The sequence below is a fragment of the Corynebacterium sp. HMSC078A10 genome, assembly GCF_001811565.1.
Classification (GTDB): domain Bacteria; phylum Actinomycetota; class Actinomycetes; order Mycobacteriales; family Mycobacteriaceae; genus Corynebacterium; species Corynebacterium hesseae.
This window is the reverse complement of sequence record NZ_KV805226.1, coordinates 118013-136006: the sequence shown is the minus strand read 5'-3', so window position 1 is coordinate 136006 and position 17994 is coordinate 118013. Positions and strand designations below refer to the sequence as shown.

The following is a 17994-nucleotide window of genomic DNA, read 5'->3' as shown; positions in this document are numbered from 1 at the left end:
TTCTATTTGTTTCGGGCGTCGTGGCGCTTCTTGCCCAGCCAGATGAGGGCCAAGGTCACAATCCAACAGGGTAGGACAATGGCGCCGGTGCGGTAGTCGGGCAACATGAACATCAAAACGATGACGAGAGCGAAGAAGGCCAAGCACAGGTAGTTAGCGATGGGGTAGAGGGGCGCGCGGAAGGCCGCGTCCGGGCAGCGCTTGCGGAAGTTCAGGTGTGCTACGGCAATGGCGGACCAGGAGATGAGCTCCGCGCCGACGATGATGGCGAGGAGAACAATCAGGATCTTGCCCTCGAAGAGGAAGTTAAGTAGCACGGCCGAGCCCATGAGCAGGGCGTTGAAAAGCAGAGCGCGAACCGGCACGCCCTTGGCGCTGACGGAATTGAAGAAGGGCGGGGCTTGGCCGCCGCGGGAGAGATCCCGCAACATACGCGCGCCGGAGAAGGTCATGGTGTTGAACACGGAGACGGCAGCGACGAGCACGATGAGGTTAAGGCCCGTGGCCGCGGCACTAATGCCCAGGGTGCTCAGCGCGCGCACGAAGGGCGAGGTGGAGGTATCGAGCTCATTCCACGGGGCGAGCAGCACGATGATGCCGATGCCGCCGACGTAGAAGATGAGAATGCGCCAGATCACGTTGTTGATGGCCTTGGGCAGGCTCTTGGCGGGATCTTGGGCCTCGCCTGCGGCGGTGCCGATGGAGATGATGCCGCCGAAGGAGAAAATTACGGCGACGAGGGAGAAGAGCACACCGGCGGCACCGTTGGGGAAGAAACCGCCGTGCTCGGTGATATTGCTTAGCCCAAGGGCAGGCTCCGGGGTGAGGCCGAAGACGATGGCCGCGCCGACGACGATCATGAGGATGAGCGCAGCGACCTTGATGAGGGAGAGCCAGAACTCCGCCTCGGCGAAGGCGCCGACGTGCACCAGGTTGATGGCGGTGACGATGACGAGCGCGACGAGGGCGGTGAGCCAGTGCGGGATACCGGGGAACCAGAAGTCCATGATGGTGCCCGCAGCGGTGAGCTCCACCATGCCGACAACGATGGTGGTGAACCACCAGTTCCAGCCGGTGACAAAGCCGGCAATAGGGCCGATGTACTCGCGGGCGTAGGCGCTGAAGGAGCCGGCGACGGGGTGCTCCACGGCCATCTCACCGAGCATGCGCATGATGAGGAAGATGATGAAGCCGCCGATGGCGTAGGCGGCGATAACGCCGGGACCGGCCTCCTGGATGGAGGCACCGGAGCCCAAGAAGAGGCCCGTGCCGATGCACGAGCCGAAGGCGATCATTTGCAGGTGGCGCGATTTCATGCCGCGCTGCAGGCCGTCGTCTGCACTGGTGTTATCGCTGGCGACAACGTCCTGTGCCCTGACGGAATTGTTGGTTGTGGTCATGTAGACGCCCTTCATGAACGTATATGTGTGACGTGGGTCATTTAGCTGTAGGAGATTATTGCGCAGCACAGTTTTGTTTGTCACTAGACAATATTCGGAAGTATCTTTGACATATGTCAAAAGTGACACCCCCGCAGCTGACGAGCATCCAGGATATCGTCGACGAATGCGCCCAGATCCTGCAGCGCTCCGTTGAGGTGACCACCCCCGCCATCGCGGTGATTGCGGCTAGTGCGCAGATCGGTGCCATCGATAAGAACAGGGCGGCCTCCATTCTTAATCGCACCCCGCCCCCGGAGCCCATCCCGTGGATGCTCAGCTTCGGCATCCAGGAGGCTGTGCTGCCGGTACGCCTGCCCGCCAACCCGCGCTATGACATGCTGCCCCGCGTGGTCATCCCCCTGCGTCACGAGGACCGGCTGGTAGGCTACCTGTGGATCATCGATGAGCCCGCGCTGGGCGACGTCCCCTTGGCCCGCCTGGATTCATTGCTTGCGCCCCTTGCCAGGCTTATCGACGAACGCGATGCTCCTCTCGCCGCCCGCGCCCAACAGCTCGGCGAGTTGGCCCGCGAGGTGCTCACCGGCGATCCGGCCGCGCTGGCGGGTGCCCGGGAGCGCGATCTCCTGCCTAACGATGGTGAGCTGACGGTGCATCGCGTGCTGGTGGAGGGTGATCAGCGCGCGGTGGCCGTGGAACTTGCCCGACCGTTGGCGCGCCGGCCTTTCTTGGTCGCGGATTCCCACGATTCCCTCGTGCTCGTTGAGTGCCGCCGCGATGGCAAGGACACCGAGGCCCTCATGGAGGAGCTGCAGAGTGCCGCGCTTGTCGCCGGCGCTGAGGTTGTGGCGCGCGGCTCAGCGCCGACGGCCCCGCAGGCGCGACTCATGGCGGACGTGGCCAAGCTTTGTGGCCAGGATTCACTGCGCTGGGAAGAGGCCGGCGCGTGGCGGCTGCTGCGCGGGTGGGAGCTGACCCCGGCAACCGTGGTGGAGATGAGCCCCGATGCCGCCGTGCTTCTCGACGACCCCCGCAACTCCTACTGGCACACTCTGCTGACCTACTTTGAGTATTCCCGCAACGTCTCTGCGACCGCCGCTGCACTCTACATTCACCGTGCCACGCTGCACTACCGCCTAGACCGCGTCCGCGAGATTCTCGGGCCCGGCGTGCTGGATGATGGCTGGCGCTGCGCGGCTCTCTACGTTGCCCTTAAGCTGCATGCGGCGCTTCAGGGAAAGAATAGGGAAGCCCCATTTTGTCCCTAGGGGAAGCGCTCAGGTAGAGTGATGGACGATTCATTGCGAATCGCTGGAGACGTGCCAGAGCGGCCGAATGGGGCTCCCTGCTAAGGAGTTGACTTACTTGCGTAGGTCCGGAGGTTCAAATCCTCTCGTCTCCGCAAACTACAGAACCCGAGTCATCGTTTCACCGGTGGCTCGGGATTTTACGTTTTCAGTTCCTTCGTATGCCGACAGCCCGTGAGCAGGGAACTTAGAATGAAGGCGCTGACCTTAATCTGTGCTGGCTGGGAGCGTCATGGAGTTACTAAAAGAGCCAATTTGGGATGTGGAAAGTAACGCGAACATCGATCCCGATGAGAACTTTGTCCGAATATTTTGTTCTTTCCAAAATTCATGAGTGCTATTCCCCTCAGCCACTTCCCAAAGCAACGAACGGCATAGTGAGGTGGGGGATGAAAAAGAAGTAAATATCGGGCGAATGTGCTTGATGGCGAAATGGGGCAGGGGTGGTTCCGAAGAATTTTTGGTCGCCTAATTCAGCACTAGCGGCAGGACCAATACACCGGTTGAGAGCGCGAGCATGCCTAAGCAGTTGATCCAGAATTCACTGTCGAGGAAGTGGGCGCGGACACGGGCTGCTGAGGCTGCGCAGAAATATGCGATGACTCAAAACATGGATGCGATTCCTACGCTTGGGAACCAGAGTCCGTCGATGACTCCTGTGGCTGCGCGGCACTTGATGACAATGAGCGCCCACCACCAGTCTTTGGGGCGCTGGTTAACCCGAGTCTCAAAAGACTAGGGTTTGCGGGGAAGGGGAGGGATTATATGCCTTCTTGTGCGCCCTCGCAACAAATCTTGAGGAAGTTTATACAATAGTCTACATTTTACATCTTTTGCTTCCAATTATCCCTACTGGATGTAACTCTAGGGGTGTCCGATTTTCAGCCATCTTTTCTAGAAAGGATTATGGACATGTATCGTCTCAAGAAATCTACGCGTTTAGTGGTGCTGGTTGCGGCAGCAACAGTTTTTGCACCAGTCAATGCTAGTGCCGGTACTGAGACTGACCTCGCTGAGTCGACTCAGAATAATGCCTCTCAGTCTTCTGTTTCCTCAGAAGTTGCGGAAAAAGCAGATTCCTATGTTTTCCTTCAGGGAGACCAATTCGCGATTGCTAGAGAGGCAGAAAGCGCTCTTTCGCAAAAGGAACTGCAAGAAATCAAAAATGAAGTAGAGACTCAGAACGAAAGGATCAGCGAGGCCAAGGCTGATAGTAACCTTGAGATGAAGGTGGCGGGAGACTCGATAACTTTCTGGGAAAAAGGGCCGAAGATTTCGAGCGCTGATGATGATGACATTGATCCATACTTTCAAGAGGGTCGGAATGGAATTGAATTCCATGGGACTTATGTGAGGGTGCTACTGTCTAAAACGACGATTAACCGGGTGGGTGGCGGTGTCACAATCGCTGGAGTCTGGATTCCCGAGCCAGTTCTTTCCAAAATCCTAGCTACTGGAGGGGCTATTGCTGGTCTTGCGCCCGGTGGTATGTATGCAGACTATGGCATTGGTTCGATTGTGGCTGGCGCTTTCACACATAATGCATATCCTCAGCGGGTTGGTTTTCAATAAATTATCCTTCCTCTAAACAGAAAGGGGTTTAGGGAAAGGTAATTGGAATTTTGCCATATGGATGTTTCTGCATTGTTCAGATAACAGTCCAAGAGAATCTGCCGCCTGGCAAGAATAGAAATGGTTCTGGAGAGTAAAATATGTGGAAAAAGATATTGGCCACTGTGGGCGTTTTATTGATGATGCTTTCCGCTCAACTTCAGTGGCCGTATGGGGTCACGATTGCTCTAGCAATTTTGGTCATTTTCCTTGTGTTTGTTCCATCTGGGAAGAAGTAAATATCTGAGCAGAGGTGGGTATTTTAGCGGGCCTGCCTCTGTTTTAGATTGATTATTTATTAAGTTATGAAACAAAATACTATTTCTATAGTAGGCAGGCTAGCTCTTTTCTTTCTGGCTAGCGTATCTTTTGGGGCCACGGCTTCATCAATATCTACTGCTCAACAGAGGAATTTCGATCCTCTTTCATATATTGAAAGTGGAGATGAGGTGCAGGTGGGTCCTCCCCGAGGGGCGGTGACGTGTTCTGTGACTATCATTTCCCAGCAGCGGGCCTTGACTGCCGGTCATTGTGGTGAAAGTGCGGATGAAGTGTATTCGAAAGGTAGGCGTATTGGAAGTATTGGTGAAAACTACTTGTGGAGTAACCAAGGGATAGATGTTTCAGAAATACTTCTTGATCCTCCGGTAGATTACGTTCTTCGGGCTGATAAAATTAGTGATAAAAGTATCGAAATACCTTCAGCTATTTTTGCAAAAACCTTTCTCGGAGGGAGAATTGATGGGGTTGTCAACGACAAGAACTTATATTGTGAGGCATTTTCCATCAATGGGAGAGAATATCAGGCGCGAACTCTAAAGGCTCAAATGACTTCAAAACCTGGGGATTCAGGCGCCCCTGTCTATAATCCTGCAGGAGAATTGGTGGCCCTCATTGAAGGCGGCAATGGGAAAGGGGATACTACTATCACGCCGCTTTCTTTCCTGGAGGAAAAACTCTCTGAAGACTCTTCTTCTAATGAGTGTAAAGGAAATGGTTAAATTACACAGCCTGTTTGCTAGGAGATTTTCCGCTTTATCTAACGACTAGTTGCAGCTGCTACGCAAAAGAGGAGGCGGAATCTGCTCAACGACTTCCTGCGCTAGCGACGAGTCGGATTTGGACGGTGTTGGTTGTTGCCGAGTGTATTTTGTTAGTCGGCGGACGTAGCGCCATCGGCAGATGCCTCAATACTAGTCCTTGTCCTAACATCGAGAAGTTTTAGAGTGCGTTAATTTTGTCGCTTTAGTCGAGGGCTTGTCGGTTTATTGATTGCTTGATTTCGCTGCTTCAACTTATAGAACCCTAGTCATCGTTCACCGGTGGCTCGGGATCTGCGTTTGTTGTTGTCATTCTAGAAGCGGGTGCCAGCGCAGCTCTCGGAAGCGGGCAAAGCCCTGATCTTGGCTCAGTAAGGTTGCTTCTTCTTCTATTACGGACGCGGCTATCCAGGCATCAGGGATGTCGCTGGCTTTAAGCTTGTGCAAGCGCACCAGTTCAGTGAAGGTTGTCCAGGTCCCTGGGCTGGAGCTCAAAAGAGTGCCCGTTTGGGGCCGCTAAAATGGTATTGAGTGCAGTCAGTGCTTGCTGGGCGGTTAGTGGTTTGTGGAATAGCTTGTGGTTGGTCATAACTCGAACAAGGCCCGTTGCCACAACATCCAGGAGCCCAATTGTTTCATGCCGATTCAGCGCACCACTTAACCACTGCTGAGCGGGTTTATGTTGTGGTGCTGCGGAGTGGAAGGCATAAACGAGAATGTTGACATCAGGAATGATCATCGAGCACCGCCCATACGGCTTCTTTGTCGCTGAGATCAACTAGAGCTGGTCCGCCGCAATCGAAGGAGGGGAGGTTTATCCTGGTGTGCATACCTTTAGGGTAGAAAGCATCAAGTCATCAATCAATAGGTGCGATGATGCATCTTCCTTCTGGAAGCCGTGAATGGTTGACTGGTGTCTTAAGTCAGTGCGAGCGTCAGGATCGGTACTCCGATGGAGAATGCGAGCATGCCTAAGCAGTTGATCCAGAATGCGCTACCGAGGAAGTGGGCGCGGACATGGGCTGCTGCGGCCGCGCAGAAATAGGCGATGACTCCAATCATGGCTGTGATTCCTACGCCGGGGAACCAGAGGCCGGCAATGAGTCCTACGGCGGCGAGGCACTTGATGACAATGAGCGCCCACCACCAGTCCTTGGGGAGTTTGACGCCGCTGAGGCAGGCTTCGATGAAGGGGACTGGTTTGAGGGAGAGGGCGGCGTCGCCAAGCAGAATGGCTGCTAGTAGAAGGGAGGGCCAGGCTGGGGAAGATTCTAGGATCATTGGGTTACTCCGAATGCGGTGTTGAGGCGTTCGATCGATGAGGCGGCTTGGGATGTGAGGTGCTCGGTGTCGTAGATTCCGGCGGCCCAGCCGATGAGTAAGCCGAGGTAGACGTTGTACAGCAGGTCGGCGTACTCGGCCGCATCGGCGCTGCTGAGCCTGGTGCCGAGTCGCAGGGTGATTTCATCGGTCAGGAGCGTTTTGAGTGCGGTGAGCGCTTCGCCTTGATTGCCTTGTTGGATGAGTGCTGCGCCAAAGGCGCGGGAGAGCTCTTCGTGGCCGGTAAACATCTGGAGGAAAGGTCTCAGGACATCGAGAAGGCTATCGGATTGTCCCCGGATGTCATCGTGGAGTTCTGAAATGTGTTGGCCAATGGTGCGGATGAGCAGCGTTTGTTTGTCGCCGACTCCCATGACGGTTCCCACGCTAACGCCAGCTTCGGATGCGATAGTCCGGATGCTGGTGGTGGCGTAGCCCTGAGTGAGGAAGAGTTCGTAGGCGGTGGCTAGGACCTTGCTGACGGTGCCAGCTTTGGCGGCCGAGCGCGATGAGTGAACGTGTTCAGTGAACATGTTCAAAAGGGTAGCTCTTGATGGTTTCGAGGTCAATGACGCCGAAGTGTTGACAGTTGGCGCTAGGCCAGCGTGGGGAAGACGCGGTCGCGCAGCAGGTGTGCAAGCTCGCGGTCGGGGGCTGCTGGGTTGACCCAGGCGGTGTCCCCGATTTCGGCGGCGGCGTGGGGTTCGTCGGTGGTGACGGTGCGGGTGTAGGTGAAGATGGTGCCGACGACGACCTCGCCCGGTTCGTTGGCGGCGGGAGCGTCGAAGGTGCCGAGTTTGTTGAGGCTCTCGGCGTCGAGGGTGAGGCCTACTTCTTCGGCAACTTCGCGCAGGGCGGCGTCGACAAGCGCCTCGCCCGCCTCGGGCTTGCCGCCGGGCAGTTGGTACTTGGTGGAGGACTTCTTGCGCACGGTAAGCACGTGGCCTTGTGGGTTGCGGATGACGACGGCTGCTACTTCAATCATGGCTGCTGATTGTAGACGGCCTAGAGCAGCGGCAGGAGCACGAGGGCGAGATTGAGTGCGATGACCAGCGCGGCAAGCGTCCAGCCCACGGCCATAGACCAGGGTTTCGCGGCGAACTCACCCATGACGTCCCGGGAGCCGGCATAGCGGAAAAGCGGGATGATGGCGAAGGGGATGCCCAGGGAAAGAAGTGCCTGGCTGACCACCAGTGCCATAGTGGGGTCGACCCCGCAGCCGATGATGACCAGCGCCGGGATGAGCGTGACCAGGCGGCGGACTAGTAGGGGGACCTTGATGTGAAGCAGGCCGTCCATGATTTCGGAGCCGGCGTAGGCGCCCACTGACGTCGAGGCGAGGCCGCTGGCCAGCAGGCCGATGGCGAAGAGAACGCCGGCCAGCGGGCCGAGGTGGCTGGCAATCGCCGTGTGGGCCCCGGAGATGGTCTCTGTGCCGTCCACGCCGTAGAGGGCCGAGCCCGCCAGGACCAGCAGGCCCACGTTGACGAGCCCGGCGATGGACAGCGCCACGGCGATGTCCGCGCGGGTGCCGGCCAGCACGTGGGGGATTTCCAGGTCGGGGTAGCGCTGCTTGGTCAGGGAGGAGTGTAGGTAAATGGCGTGCGGCATGACGGTGGCGCCCAACATGGAGGCGGCCAGCAGGATGCTGTCCTTGCCCTCTAGGCGGGGGATGAGGCCGCCGGCCACGTCGGCGGGGTCGGGCGGGGCGATGGCGAGGCCGGCAAGGAAGCCGATGCAGATGACCAGGAGCAGGCCGATGACAAGCCCCTCGAACCACTGGTTCTTCTTCTGGAAGATGAGGAGAATGATGGAGACCGCGCCGATGATGAGCGCGCCCGCGAACAGGGGGAGGTTGAAGAGGAGTTGCAGGGCAATGGCGCCGCCGATGACTTCGGCGAGGTCGGTGGCCGCGGCGATGAGCTCGGCCTGGGCCCACATGCCTAGGCGCGCGCGGCGGGAGAGACGCTCGCCCATGATTTCCGGCAGGGAGCGGTGGGTGACTAGGCCCAGTTTGGCGGAGTGGTACTGGATGAACATGGCCATGAGGTTGGCCACGACGAGTACCCACACCAGGAGGTAGCCGTAGTGGGAGCCGGCGCTGATGTTGGCGGCTACGTTGCCGGGGTCGACGTAAGCCACTGCAGCAACGAAGGCGGGGCCGGTGAGGCTGATTAAGGTCTTACGCATAGGCATCTCCATACCAAAAGTTCAACTACTTGAAGTCTAGTTTTCATCGCCATATGTTCAAGCCAGGGGTTTGATCCGGCAAACCATGTTAAAGTTTATTTGTTAATTATTTAAATTACTTTATGTATTTCGGCAGGTTAGAGACTCGAAGCTTCAACGGGTACACTGCCTTCAGTGCGCCAAAGTTGGAAGATTTTTATTAGAGATGTAGCCAGGCTTGGCCGCGTCCCCAGGGCGTGGATCATCCTCATCGGGCTTATCATCACCCCCGCGTTGTATTCATGGGTGAACATCGCGGCTTTTCGTGACCCCTACGGCCATACCAACAACATCAAGGTGGCCGTGGTCAACGAGGATAAGGGTGCTAACAACGAGCTGACGGGGAAGATAGATGTCGGCAGCGAGGTCATTGAGAAACTCAAAAAGAATGACCAGCTAGGCTGGCAATTCCTCGAGCGCGACGAAGCCGAGAAAGCCCTTTTAGAGGGAGACGTGTATGCCTCGGTGACGATTCCTGAGGACTTCAGCGAGAACCTCGTGAGCATGCTCGACGGGAAGTTCACGCAGCCGCAACTGGTTTACCGCGTCAACGAGAAGAACAACGCCATCGCCGTGAAGATTACGGATACCGGTGCCAAAGGTCTGGACAAGCAGATCACGGCGGCCTTCAAGGAGCAGGTGGCCACCGTCGCGGCGGAGAACGTCAAGGACACCGGTACTGACTTCGAGCGAAAAGTCACGCGGGCGATGAACAACACCAGCTCCGCGTTCGGGGAGACCGCGCAGGAGATTGACGGTAACCGTGAGAACCTCGCGCGGATCCAGGGAAAGCTTGACGCCGCTGCTGATTCCACGTTGGGCGCCAAGTCCACGGTGGCTGATGTGAGTGCTGCGCTGGGCGACGCCCAAACAGCCCTCGCCGAGGTCTCCTCCCTAGTCGAGCAGGCCCAAGGGGGCATCGGTGACTTCACCGACCAGACCACCGGTGCCTTCGTCAGTGGCGCAAGTGCGGTGGCAGACGGCATCGCACAGGCGCAGGAATCCATTGCGGATGTCACAGCTGGCCTGAACCAGGCCGGTGACCGTTTCGATTACGCCACGCAACGGGCGAACACTGCTATTGACGCGAGTGCGGAATCGATTGCGCAGCTTAAGGCGTTGCGCGATTCCGCAACGCTTTCACCGCAGGTGGCCAAGGAGATCGATGACGCCATCCAGCGCCTCGATGAGGGCAATGAATCCAACCGCCAGCTGGTGGGGAACCTGAATGCGCTGAGCAAGGATACCCAGGCCGCAGCGGACAACGTGCAGGCAAGTGCGGAGGCCATCAACCAGGCGGCGGCAGATACCAAGGCCACCTCGCAAACGCTGCGCGATACCGTGACCACCGCTGTGCCCGAAATCAACCGTGCCATGAGCAATCTGAGCTCCATGGCGAGTGCTTTGAGCTCCACCCTGGAAGCTCAGAAGGGAACCATGCAGGAGGCCAATGGTCTCCTGGACGGCGTGGCCCAGCAGCTGCGCGCCACGAAGGACACCTTGTCCGATTTCGATACCAACCTCCTGGCCCTGCAGGACAGCCTGCGCGCTATGCAGGGCGATGTGGGTTCGCTGCGTGCCGCGATGAACTCCAAAGTCGTTCAAAATGTCACCGGGCTGGACGCGGAAGAAATCGGTAAATTCTTTGCGGAGCCCATCGAGCTGAAGACCGAAACCGTGTACCCGGTGGACAGCTACGGCTCCGCCATGGCGGCGCTGTTTACTAACCTCTCTCTGTGGATTGGTGCCTTCGTCCTCATGGTGATCTTCCGGGTTGAGGTCGATAAGGAGGGCTTCGACCGCATCACGGTGGGCCAGGCCTACTTGGGCCGCTTCCTCCTCATGGCCCTGATGGTCATCATCCAGGCCGTCACGGTGACCGTGGGTGATCTGCTCATCGGCGTGCAGACCGTGAACGCGCCTGCCTTCATTCTGACGGGCGTGCTCGTGGGGCTGGCCTACTTGAGCATTATCTATGGGTTGTCGACGTCTCTGGGTCACCTCGGCCGCGGCCTCTGCGTGGTCTTTGCCATCATTCAGATTCCAGGTGCGTCGGGCCTGTACCCGATTGAGCTGCTGCCCAGCTTCTTCCACAGCATCTACCCGCTGCTTCCGTTCACGTACGGCATTGACGCCATGCGCGAAACCATCGGCGGGTTCTACGGCAACCATTACTTCAAGAAGATGGGCGTGCTCGCCTTCATGTTCATTCTCTTCTTCGTCTTCGGTCTTCTACTGCGCAAGGCGTTGGCGCACTTCAACGTCATCTTCAATCGCGAGCTGCGGGACACCGAACTCTTCGACTATGAAAACGTGCAGGTTGTGGGCTCCGGCTACCGCATCGCGGACGTCATCCAGGCGCTGGATAGCCGCAGTGGCCTCAAGAGGGATTTGGACCGCCGCGCTCATAACTGGGGCTATTGGCTCAAGATGGTGGCCATCGCGGGCGTTATCGGCGTGGTCATCCTCATCATCGTCTCGGGCCTCTTGCCCGACCAGAAGCCGTTGCTCTTGGGTATTTGGACGGCGTGGTGCTTCCTCATCATTGTCGCCGCGGTCACCCTGGAATACCTGCGCATCAGTCTGAAGCAGTCCGCGGAGCTCGTGACGCTGGATGAAGATGACCTTATTCATCCGTCCCGCATCGGCGCAGAGTCCACGGAGGGGGATAACTAATGCGTGGAACACTCGATCTTTTCCTCAACGATATCCGCACCGCATGCCGCAACGTGATGAGCGCGGTGATGCTCGTGGGTCTCGTCGTCATTCCGATGCTGTTCACGTGGTTTAACGTGTTGGCTAGCTGGGATCCCTTTGATAACACCAGCCAGCTCAAGGTGGCGGTGGCCAGCAAGGACACCGGCTATGAGAGCGATCTTTTGCCGGTGCCCATCAACGTTGGCGACCAAGTACTCAATGAGCTGCGCGCGAACGATCAGCTGGATTGGGTTGTGACCACCTCTGATGAGGCGATTGAAGGTACCAAGTCCGGCGAGTATTACGCAGCCATCGTGCTCCCCGAAGATTTCAGTACCGACATGATGAACTTCTACACGGATGGTTCCCAGCCCGCGGATTTGTCCTTCTACATGAATGAGAAGAAGAACGCGCTGGCGCCGAAGATCACCGGTCAAGGCGCAGAGGGGGTGTCAGCCCAGGTTGCCGAGGCTTTCACGACGACGGTCGGTAACGTGTCCTTCGATCTGGTCACCTCACTCTCCGATTTCTTGAGCAAGGGCGATACCAAGGCTGTATTGGACCGGATGCAGGCGCGCGCGGATGGCGTGCAGACTCAGCTGGATATGGCGGCGCGTACCGCGCGTTCCCTCGCTGGCCTCGTGGATACTGCGGTTCCGCTCATGGAAAGCGCCCAGCGCATTGCGGACTCGGCGGACCTGAAGCTGCCGGAGATTCAGTCTTCCTCACTGAACGTGTCCACGGATGCGCTGCAGCAATCGCTCGATGCCACCAGCGCTAGTTATGACGTGGTGCGCCAACGCATTGATGCGCTTTACGCCGACGCCTCCGCCTCCCGCGCCGACCGCGTCGCCGCGCTCAACACCTTGGCCGGCCAGGTAGAAGGCACCATTGCCCAGTATCAGAACCTGCACGGCCACATTGAGGCCCTGCCAATTCCTGCCGGGGATAAAGAGAAGGCGCTCAGCCGTATCGAGGAGGCCATCGACGCGCAGCGCACTCTCCACGCGCGCCTCACTGCGGCCGCGAATGCTCCCGAACCCACGAAGCCGGATCTCTCCAGCATCGACAATGCCAAGAAGGCAGTGGAGGGAATCTCCACCTCTGGTCTGCGTGAATCCTTGCGCGCGCTGCAGGATTCCCTGGGCCAGGTAAGCGCGGATCTGGATACCGCGAAGACTCCCGTCACCATTGATTCCTCTTCCCTGACGGATGCTCGGGATGCAGTACAGAAGCTCGCCTCTGGCCTGCAGGATAAGGCCAACAAGTTCGGCGACCTGCGGAAGGATATCGACTCCGCTGCGGCATCTGGTGACCTGAAGAAGCTGGCGGACCTCATCGGTTCCGATCCGGACGCTCTGGCGCACGCGATTGCGGCTCCGGTGGACGTCGACAGGCAAGCGGTCTACCCAGTCAAGAGTTTCGGTGCCGGCATGACACCCATGTACACGGCGCTGGCGCTGTGGGTCGGCGCGCTGCTGACTGCGGTGAGCGTGCGCACGGATGTGGTGGATAAGGATACATATTCGCCGATGCAGCGCTTCTTCGGCCGCTTCGGAATGTTTGCCGCGGTTGGCCTCGTGCAGTCGACGATGCTGATTCTGGGCCTCATCTTCTTCGTGGGCATTGAGCCCGCGCACCCGATTCTCATGCTGTTGGCGGGCTGGGTTAGCTCGCTCATCTTTATGCTGATTTGCTACACCTTCGTGGTGTCCTTCGCCAACGCGGGCAAGGCCCTAGCGGTGCTCATGCTGGTGGTCCAAGTATCGTCGTCGGGCGGTGCCTACCCCTTGCAGGTGCTCCCGGACTGGTTCCAGAACATTAGCCCGTGGCTGCCGGCGACCTATACCATCCGTGCTTTCCGCGCGGCTATCGCCGGAACCTACCACGGTGATTACTGGCTGGCGTTGCTGTGCCTGCTGCTCTTTGCTGTACCGATGCTTGTTCTGGGCGTGGTCTTCCACAAGCCGTTGGAGAAATTCACCAACGGCTGGGTGGAGACCTTGGACAAGACCAAGCTGATGTAGCGCCTATTTCTTGGCGTAGGCGCTGCTTTCGGGGTTGTCGATTGTGGAGTGAGTGCGGCTGTCATGTAGGAAGAGCATGGCAACCACACCCAGCGCCGCCATGACAGTGACATAAATGGGGAAGGCGTTAGCATGACCGGCGTTCTTTAGACCCAGAGCGACGTATTCGGCCGAGCCGCCGAAGAGCGAGTTGCCTACGGCGTAGGTGAATCCCACGCCGAGGCCGCGGATGTAGGTGGGGAACATCTCGGCTTTGAGAATTCCGGAAATCGAGGTGTAGCCGCTTTCGAAGACGAAGATGAGAATGATGACTGCCCCGGCGCCGATCAGAGTGGATTGGGCTTCCAGGAGCATGAAGGCGGGGATGGTGCCGACCGTGGATGCCACACCGAAAATGAGGATGGTGTTCTTGCGGCCGATCTTGTCAGAAAGCAAGCCTGTCAGCGGCTGCAGGATCATAAAGACGAAGAGGCATACTGTCATCGTCCGGGCAACGTCGCCTTTGGCAAAACCACCCGTATTGATGAGGAACTTCTGCATGTATGTGGTGTAGGTGTAGAAGGTCAGTGAGCCGATTGCGGTAATACCAAGGACGACCCAGAACGAGCGCGGGTGCTGCATGAGTTGGCGAAGTGTTCCGGCTCCCTCCTCACTGCGCTCGGTGCTCGACGTCGTTTCTTCAAGACCGTTTCGTAGCCAGAGGCTTACCACAGCGGCGAGTGCACCGATTACGAAAGGCAGGCGCCACCACCCATTTGTGATTGCTTCTTCTCCCAGCGTGGAGGTCATGATGACGGCGAGGAGGCTGGCCAGCAATTGCCCGCCGATGAGCGTGACGTATTGGAAGGAGGAGTAGAAGCCGCGGCGTCCTGAGGAAGCAATCTCCGACATGTAAGTGGCCGTTGCTCCGTACTCACCACCCACGGAGAGTCCCTGGATGCAGCGCACGATGAGCATCAGCACTGGGGCCCAGGCACCAACGGTCGCCGCGGTGGGTAAGGCCGCAAAGAGGAGGGAGCCGGCACACATCATGATGATTGCGATCAGCATTGAGCGCTTGCGGCCGTAGCGGTCGGCGATGCGCCCGAAGACATAGCCGCCGATGGGGCGCATGAGGAACCCGATAAAGAAGACGCCCGCAGACTTCATGAGCGCACCGGTTTCGCCGGTGCCGCTGAAGAACTGATCTGCAAAATAGACGCTGAAGAAGGCGTAGATATAAAAATCAAACCATTCCACAAGGTTTCCGCTGGAAGCGGCGAGGATAGCCTTGATGGTTGGCCATTCGATTCTTGGTTTGGCAGCTTCAGCGCCGTCCGCCGTGTGTGTGGTCGCTTTATGATCCATGGTGGCCTCGCTTTCGTATCCGGGTAAAGGGCCGATTCGTTCCTAATACCTGTCGTGTAATTGTCTATTGGGAAGCTACTCTTAGTGCTATTTATTACAAAAGGTGAACTAATAAAATTGCCGGCAAATTCACAGGCAATGGGGGTGACTTGAGAGGGCGTGAAGCGTAGTGTGAAGCGCTGTGAAACGCGGTCATTTCCTGGGCCCAGCTCGGCTCACCGCCGCGGGCTTTATCCTCCTCATCCTCGTGGGAACGCTGCTGCTGATGCTGCCGATTTCCGCCAACGTTCCGCAGTGGACCCCGTTCCTGCCGGCACTCTTTACGGCTACCTCGGCGGTTTCTTTGACGGGCCTCGTAGTGGAGGACACCGGTACCTATTGGACGCCTTTCGGCCAAGCGGTCATCATCGCGCTCATCCAGCTGGGCGGCCTCGGCATTATGAGCCTGGCATCGTTATCAGGCATGTTGTTGACTGGTCGCATCAGCTTCAAAGCCCGCCGGACCATGGCTGCGGAAGGCCGTGCTGTGGCTTCTGGTGGCATTCGCCGCGCTCTTTTGCTCACCTTGGTCATGACCCTGATCTGTGAGGCCACAGTTGCCGTGTTCATCGGTGTGCGCCTAGCCACCGAACACGGCGTGGCACCAGGACGCGCGGTGTGGGAAGGAGTTTTTCACGCTATTTCGGCCTTCAATAATGCCGGGTTTAGTACCTATTCCGATAGCGTCGTTTCCTTTGCCGCCGATGGCTGGATTCTGATTCCTCTCGCCTTCGCCCTGATTACGGGTGGCTTGGGCTATCCCATGCTGGCGGAGTTCGTGCGACGGGCCCGCGCACGGCTAACGCGCTGGCGCGGCGGCACGCCGCGCATTCACCGCATGTCCATGACCGCCCGGATGACGCTGGGCGCCACCGCGTTCTTGTTGCTGGGTGGCACCGTGATCTTCTTCCTCTCTGAGGGCTCCGGTGTGCTGAACGGGATGCCGTTGGGCCAGAAGCTCATCAACGCCTTCTTCATGAGCGCTTCGCCCCGGACGGCAGGTTTTAACGCTATTGATTACGGTGAGGCGCACCCGTTGACGTTGATGGTGACGGACATCTTGATGTTTATCGGCGGTGGCTCCGCCGGTACTGCGGGCGGCATCAAGGTCACCACCACATGCGTTCTGGGCGCCGCGATGATCTCGGAATTCTTGGGCCGGGAGGACACCTCCATCGGGCACCGGCGCCTGCCGCTGTCCACCTTCCGCCAAGCCCTCGCGCTCACGGCCGCCGGAATGGTGGTCGTGGCCCTCGGCGTGGCAACGCTGCGCATCTGGGACCCCGAGTTCACCGCGGACCAGGTCACATTCGAAGTCATGTCTGCCTTCGCCACCGTGGGTTTGTCCACGGGTATTACCGCAAGTTTGTCCGCACCATCACAGCTCATGCTGTGCCTCATCATGTACGTTGGCCGCGTAGGCCCCACCACCTTCGTGGCGGCACTGGCCGCCCGGACCATTACCCTGCGCTACCGCTACCCAGAAGAAAGGCCGTTCATTGGTTAACATGTTCAGCGCCCTGCGGCGTGAAAAGTCTTCCATTAATATCCCGCCGGTCGTCGTCATTGGCATGGGTCGGTTTGGTTCTTCCCTGGCTCGCGAGCTGATGGAGCATGGCGTGGAAGTCCTCGGTATCGATGCTGAGGAGAAACACGTGCGCGAGCACGCCGCGTACCTCACCGAGGCGGTGACCGCCGATACTACCGACGCCGAGGCCCTCCGCCAGCTCGGCGTCGATGAGGTAGAGCGCGTGGTCGTGGCCATCGGTTCGGATCTGGAGGATTCCATCCTTACCGCCTCCAACCTCGTGGAGCTCGGGGTGAGCGATATCTGGGCCAAGGCCGATTCAGATGCTCATGCCCGCATCCTGCGCCAACTCGGAGTGCACCACGTGATCCGCCCGGAGCGCGATACGGGCCGCCGCGTGGCACACCTGCTGGGCGGGCGCTTCGAGGATTTCGCGGAGATCGCCACCGATTATGGCGTGACGGCGATGACCCCGCCGGCGTCGATAAGCAAGGGCCCTCTCAACCTTCACAAGGTGTGGGAAGAGCACAACGTCCAGCTCATCTCCCGCTGTCAGGGGCCGGGGCAGTGGCGCCCGCTTGACGACGGCACCGAGCTCACCCACCGCGACCTCATCGTCGTCGCCGGTAGTCCCGGAGATCTCGAGGCCTTCTCGCAGTCTTAGGCGCCGCGCTCGGGGTGCCTCGCGCTGTGGAGTTAGGAGCGGGGCGCTACAGTAGCGCCTATGACGAAGGCACGTTTCCCGGGCTCGGTGTATGGAACAGGGGAGGAACCTGATCCGCGCTTCAGCATGGCTAATGAGCGCACGTTCTTGGCCTGGATCCGCACGTCCTTGGCCTTTATCGCCGGTGGCGTGGCGCTGGAGACCTTCGAGTTGCCGCTGAACACCACGCTGACTCGCGTTGTCTCTGTCATCATGCTGATCGTGGCCATCGTCCTGCCGGCGGTGGCGTGGTTTCACTGGGGTGCCTCCGAGCGCGCGATGCGCCATGCGCGTCCGCTCCCGGCAAGCCCGGCGTTGGCGTTGATTGTTGGTGTAGTCATCATCATCGGCTTGATGATTCTGGTGGGCGAGCTGCTAGCGTGAGCGAGCTTTTTGATCCCGGCCTCCAACCCGAGCGCACCCGCTTAGCCTGGCAGCGCACGGGGCTTGCGGGCCTTGTTGCTGGCTTGCTCGTCGTGCGTTCCATCGCTCCATGGGCGGCCGTGATCGTTGGGGTAGTGGTGGCCGTGGTGCTGTGGCTGGCCACCGCCAAGCTGCGCCATGCTGATGAGATCCTGGCTCGGGCCGGATCACCTGCCCTCCCCGGTGCCCCAGCGCTCGCTGCCGTTGCGCTGGGGACGATGCTCCTCGGCGCGGTGGCCTTCGCCGCTATCTGGTAGCGCAAACCTCCAGACCTCGATCCCGAAACTCCCTGGTGGGTGGTGGGGCGTCGGCAAGCGCTTGGC

The 17994-nt window shown here is 58.7% G+C and carries 16 protein-coding genes and 1 tRNA gene; 10 read left to right on the top strand and 7 right to left on the bottom strand.

The window, feature by feature from the left end; genetic code table 11:
- Nucleotides 1-2: 2 nt before the first annotated feature.
- Nucleotides 3-1400: an amino acid permease gene (locus HMPREF2808_RS11070; protein ID WP_246818575.1), complete on the bottom strand. Its 1398-nt coding sequence runs from the start codon at nucleotides 1398-1400 to the stop codon at nucleotides 3-5.
- A gap of 113 nt (nucleotides 1401-1513) precedes the next feature.
- On the opposite strand from HMPREF2808_RS11070, the gene HMPREF2808_RS11065 reads away from it, so the two are divergent.
- From HMPREF2808_RS11065 to HMPREF2808_RS13400, 4 genes are all read left to right on the top strand, one after another.
- The gene (locus HMPREF2808_RS11065; RefSeq protein WP_070624677.1) at nucleotides 1514-2668 is read left to right on the top strand and encodes a PucR family transcriptional regulator; all 1155 of its coding nucleotides are present in this window, start codon (nucleotides 1514-1516) and stop codon (nucleotides 2666-2668) included.
- A gap of 45 nt (nucleotides 2669-2713) precedes the next feature.
- Nucleotides 2714-2802: transfer RNA gene (locus tag HMPREF2808_RS11060), tRNA-Ser, on the top strand.
- Nucleotides 2803-3619: 817 nt separating this feature from the next.
- Nucleotides 3620-4279 (top strand): hypothetical protein, encoded by a 660-nt coding sequence (locus HMPREF2808_RS11055; protein ID WP_070510733.1) that lies wholly within the window; start codon nucleotides 3620-3622, stop codon nucleotides 4277-4279.
- Nucleotides 4280-4623: 344 nt separating this feature from the next.
- Nucleotides 4624-5319 (top strand): chymotrypsin family serine protease, encoded by a 696-nt coding sequence (locus HMPREF2808_RS13400; protein WP_141745871.1) that lies wholly within the window; start codon nucleotides 4624-4626, stop codon nucleotides 5317-5319.
- 496 nt (nucleotides 5320-5815) lie between these two features.
- Here the strand turns inward: HMPREF2808_RS13400 and HMPREF2808_RS11050 are convergent, their stop codons facing one another.
- The 5 genes from HMPREF2808_RS11050 to HMPREF2808_RS11030 all read right to left on the bottom strand — a co-directional run bounded on the left by HMPREF2808_RS11050 (nucleotide 5816) and on the right by HMPREF2808_RS11030 (nucleotide 8868).
- A complete protein-coding gene (locus tag HMPREF2808_RS11050; RefSeq protein WP_083309065.1) occupies nucleotides 5816-6097 on the bottom strand; it encodes a TA system VapC family ribonuclease toxin in 282 nt (93 codons plus the stop codon).
- Between the two features lie 179 nt (nucleotides 6098-6276).
- Nucleotides 6277-6639, bottom strand: coding sequence for a DoxX family protein (locus HMPREF2808_RS11045; RefSeq protein WP_049157746.1), 363 nt, complete (start codon nucleotides 6637-6639; stop codon nucleotides 6277-6279).
- Nucleotides 6636-7211: a TetR/AcrR family transcriptional regulator gene (locus tag HMPREF2808_RS11040; RefSeq protein WP_005292598.1), complete on the bottom strand. Its 576-nt coding sequence runs from the start codon at nucleotides 7209-7211 to the stop codon at nucleotides 6636-6638. Before HMPREF2808_RS11040 ends, HMPREF2808_RS11045 begins: the two co-directional genes overlap by 4 nt.
- Before the next feature lie 62 nt (nucleotides 7212-7273).
- On the bottom strand, nucleotides 7274-7663 hold the full coding sequence (locus tag HMPREF2808_RS11035; protein WP_070564201.1) for an NUDIX hydrolase: 390 nt from the start codon (nucleotides 7661-7663) through the stop codon (nucleotides 7274-7276).
- A 20-nt stretch (nucleotides 7664-7683) separates the two neighbouring features.
- Nucleotides 7684-8868, bottom strand: coding sequence for an Nramp family divalent metal transporter (locus HMPREF2808_RS11030; RefSeq protein ID WP_011272788.1), 1185 nt, complete (start codon nucleotides 8866-8868; stop codon nucleotides 7684-7686).
- A gap of 174 nt (nucleotides 8869-9042) precedes the next feature.
- Between HMPREF2808_RS11030 and HMPREF2808_RS11025 the strand changes: the two genes are divergently transcribed.
- Nucleotides 9043-11583: a YhgE/Pip domain-containing protein gene (locus HMPREF2808_RS11025; protein ID WP_070624675.1), complete on the top strand. Its 2541-nt coding sequence runs from the start codon at nucleotides 9043-9045 to the stop codon at nucleotides 11581-11583.
- The gene (locus tag HMPREF2808_RS11020) at nucleotides 11583-13631 is read left to right on the top strand and encodes a YhgE/Pip domain-containing protein (protein WP_070524600.1); all 2049 of its coding nucleotides are present in this window, start codon (nucleotides 11583-11585) and stop codon (nucleotides 13629-13631) included. The genes HMPREF2808_RS11025 and HMPREF2808_RS11020 overlap by 1 nt, the downstream gene beginning before the upstream one ends.
- A 3-nt stretch (nucleotides 13632-13634) precedes the next feature.
- On the opposite strand, the gene HMPREF2808_RS11015 is transcribed toward HMPREF2808_RS11020, so the two are convergent.
- A complete protein-coding gene (locus HMPREF2808_RS11015) occupies nucleotides 13635-14978 on the bottom strand; it encodes an MFS transporter (RefSeq protein ID WP_070624673.1) in 1344 nt (447 codons plus the stop codon).
- Nucleotides 14979-15159: 181 nt separating this feature from the next.
- On the opposite strand from HMPREF2808_RS11015, the gene HMPREF2808_RS11010 reads away from it, so the two are divergent.
- Genes HMPREF2808_RS11010 through HMPREF2808_RS10995 form a run of 4 tightly spaced genes read left to right on the top strand, consistent with a single transcriptional unit; the run spans nucleotide 15160 to nucleotide 17928 of the window.
- On the top strand, nucleotides 15160-16524 hold the full coding sequence (locus tag HMPREF2808_RS11010; protein ID WP_070624671.1) for a TrkH family potassium uptake protein: 1365 nt from the start codon (nucleotides 15160-15162) through the stop codon (nucleotides 16522-16524).
- 1 nt (nucleotide 16525) lies between these two features.
- Entirely contained in the window at nucleotides 16526-17209 is a 684-nt protein-coding gene (locus HMPREF2808_RS11005; RefSeq protein WP_070624669.1) for a potassium channel family protein, read from the top strand.
- 60 nt (nucleotides 17210-17269) lie between these two features.
- Nucleotides 17270-17632 carry a YidH family protein gene (locus HMPREF2808_RS11000; RefSeq protein WP_010188385.1) on the top strand — a complete coding sequence of 121 codons (363 nt, stop codon included), beginning with the start codon at nucleotides 17270-17272 and terminating at the stop codon, nucleotides 17630-17632.
- Nucleotides 17629-17928 carry a DUF202 domain-containing protein gene (locus HMPREF2808_RS10995; protein ID WP_070624666.1) on the top strand — a complete coding sequence of 100 codons (300 nt, stop codon included), beginning with the start codon at nucleotides 17629-17631 and terminating at the stop codon, nucleotides 17926-17928. Before HMPREF2808_RS11000 ends, HMPREF2808_RS10995 begins: the two co-directional genes overlap by 4 nt.
- Nucleotides 17929-17994: the final 66 nt, after the last annotated feature.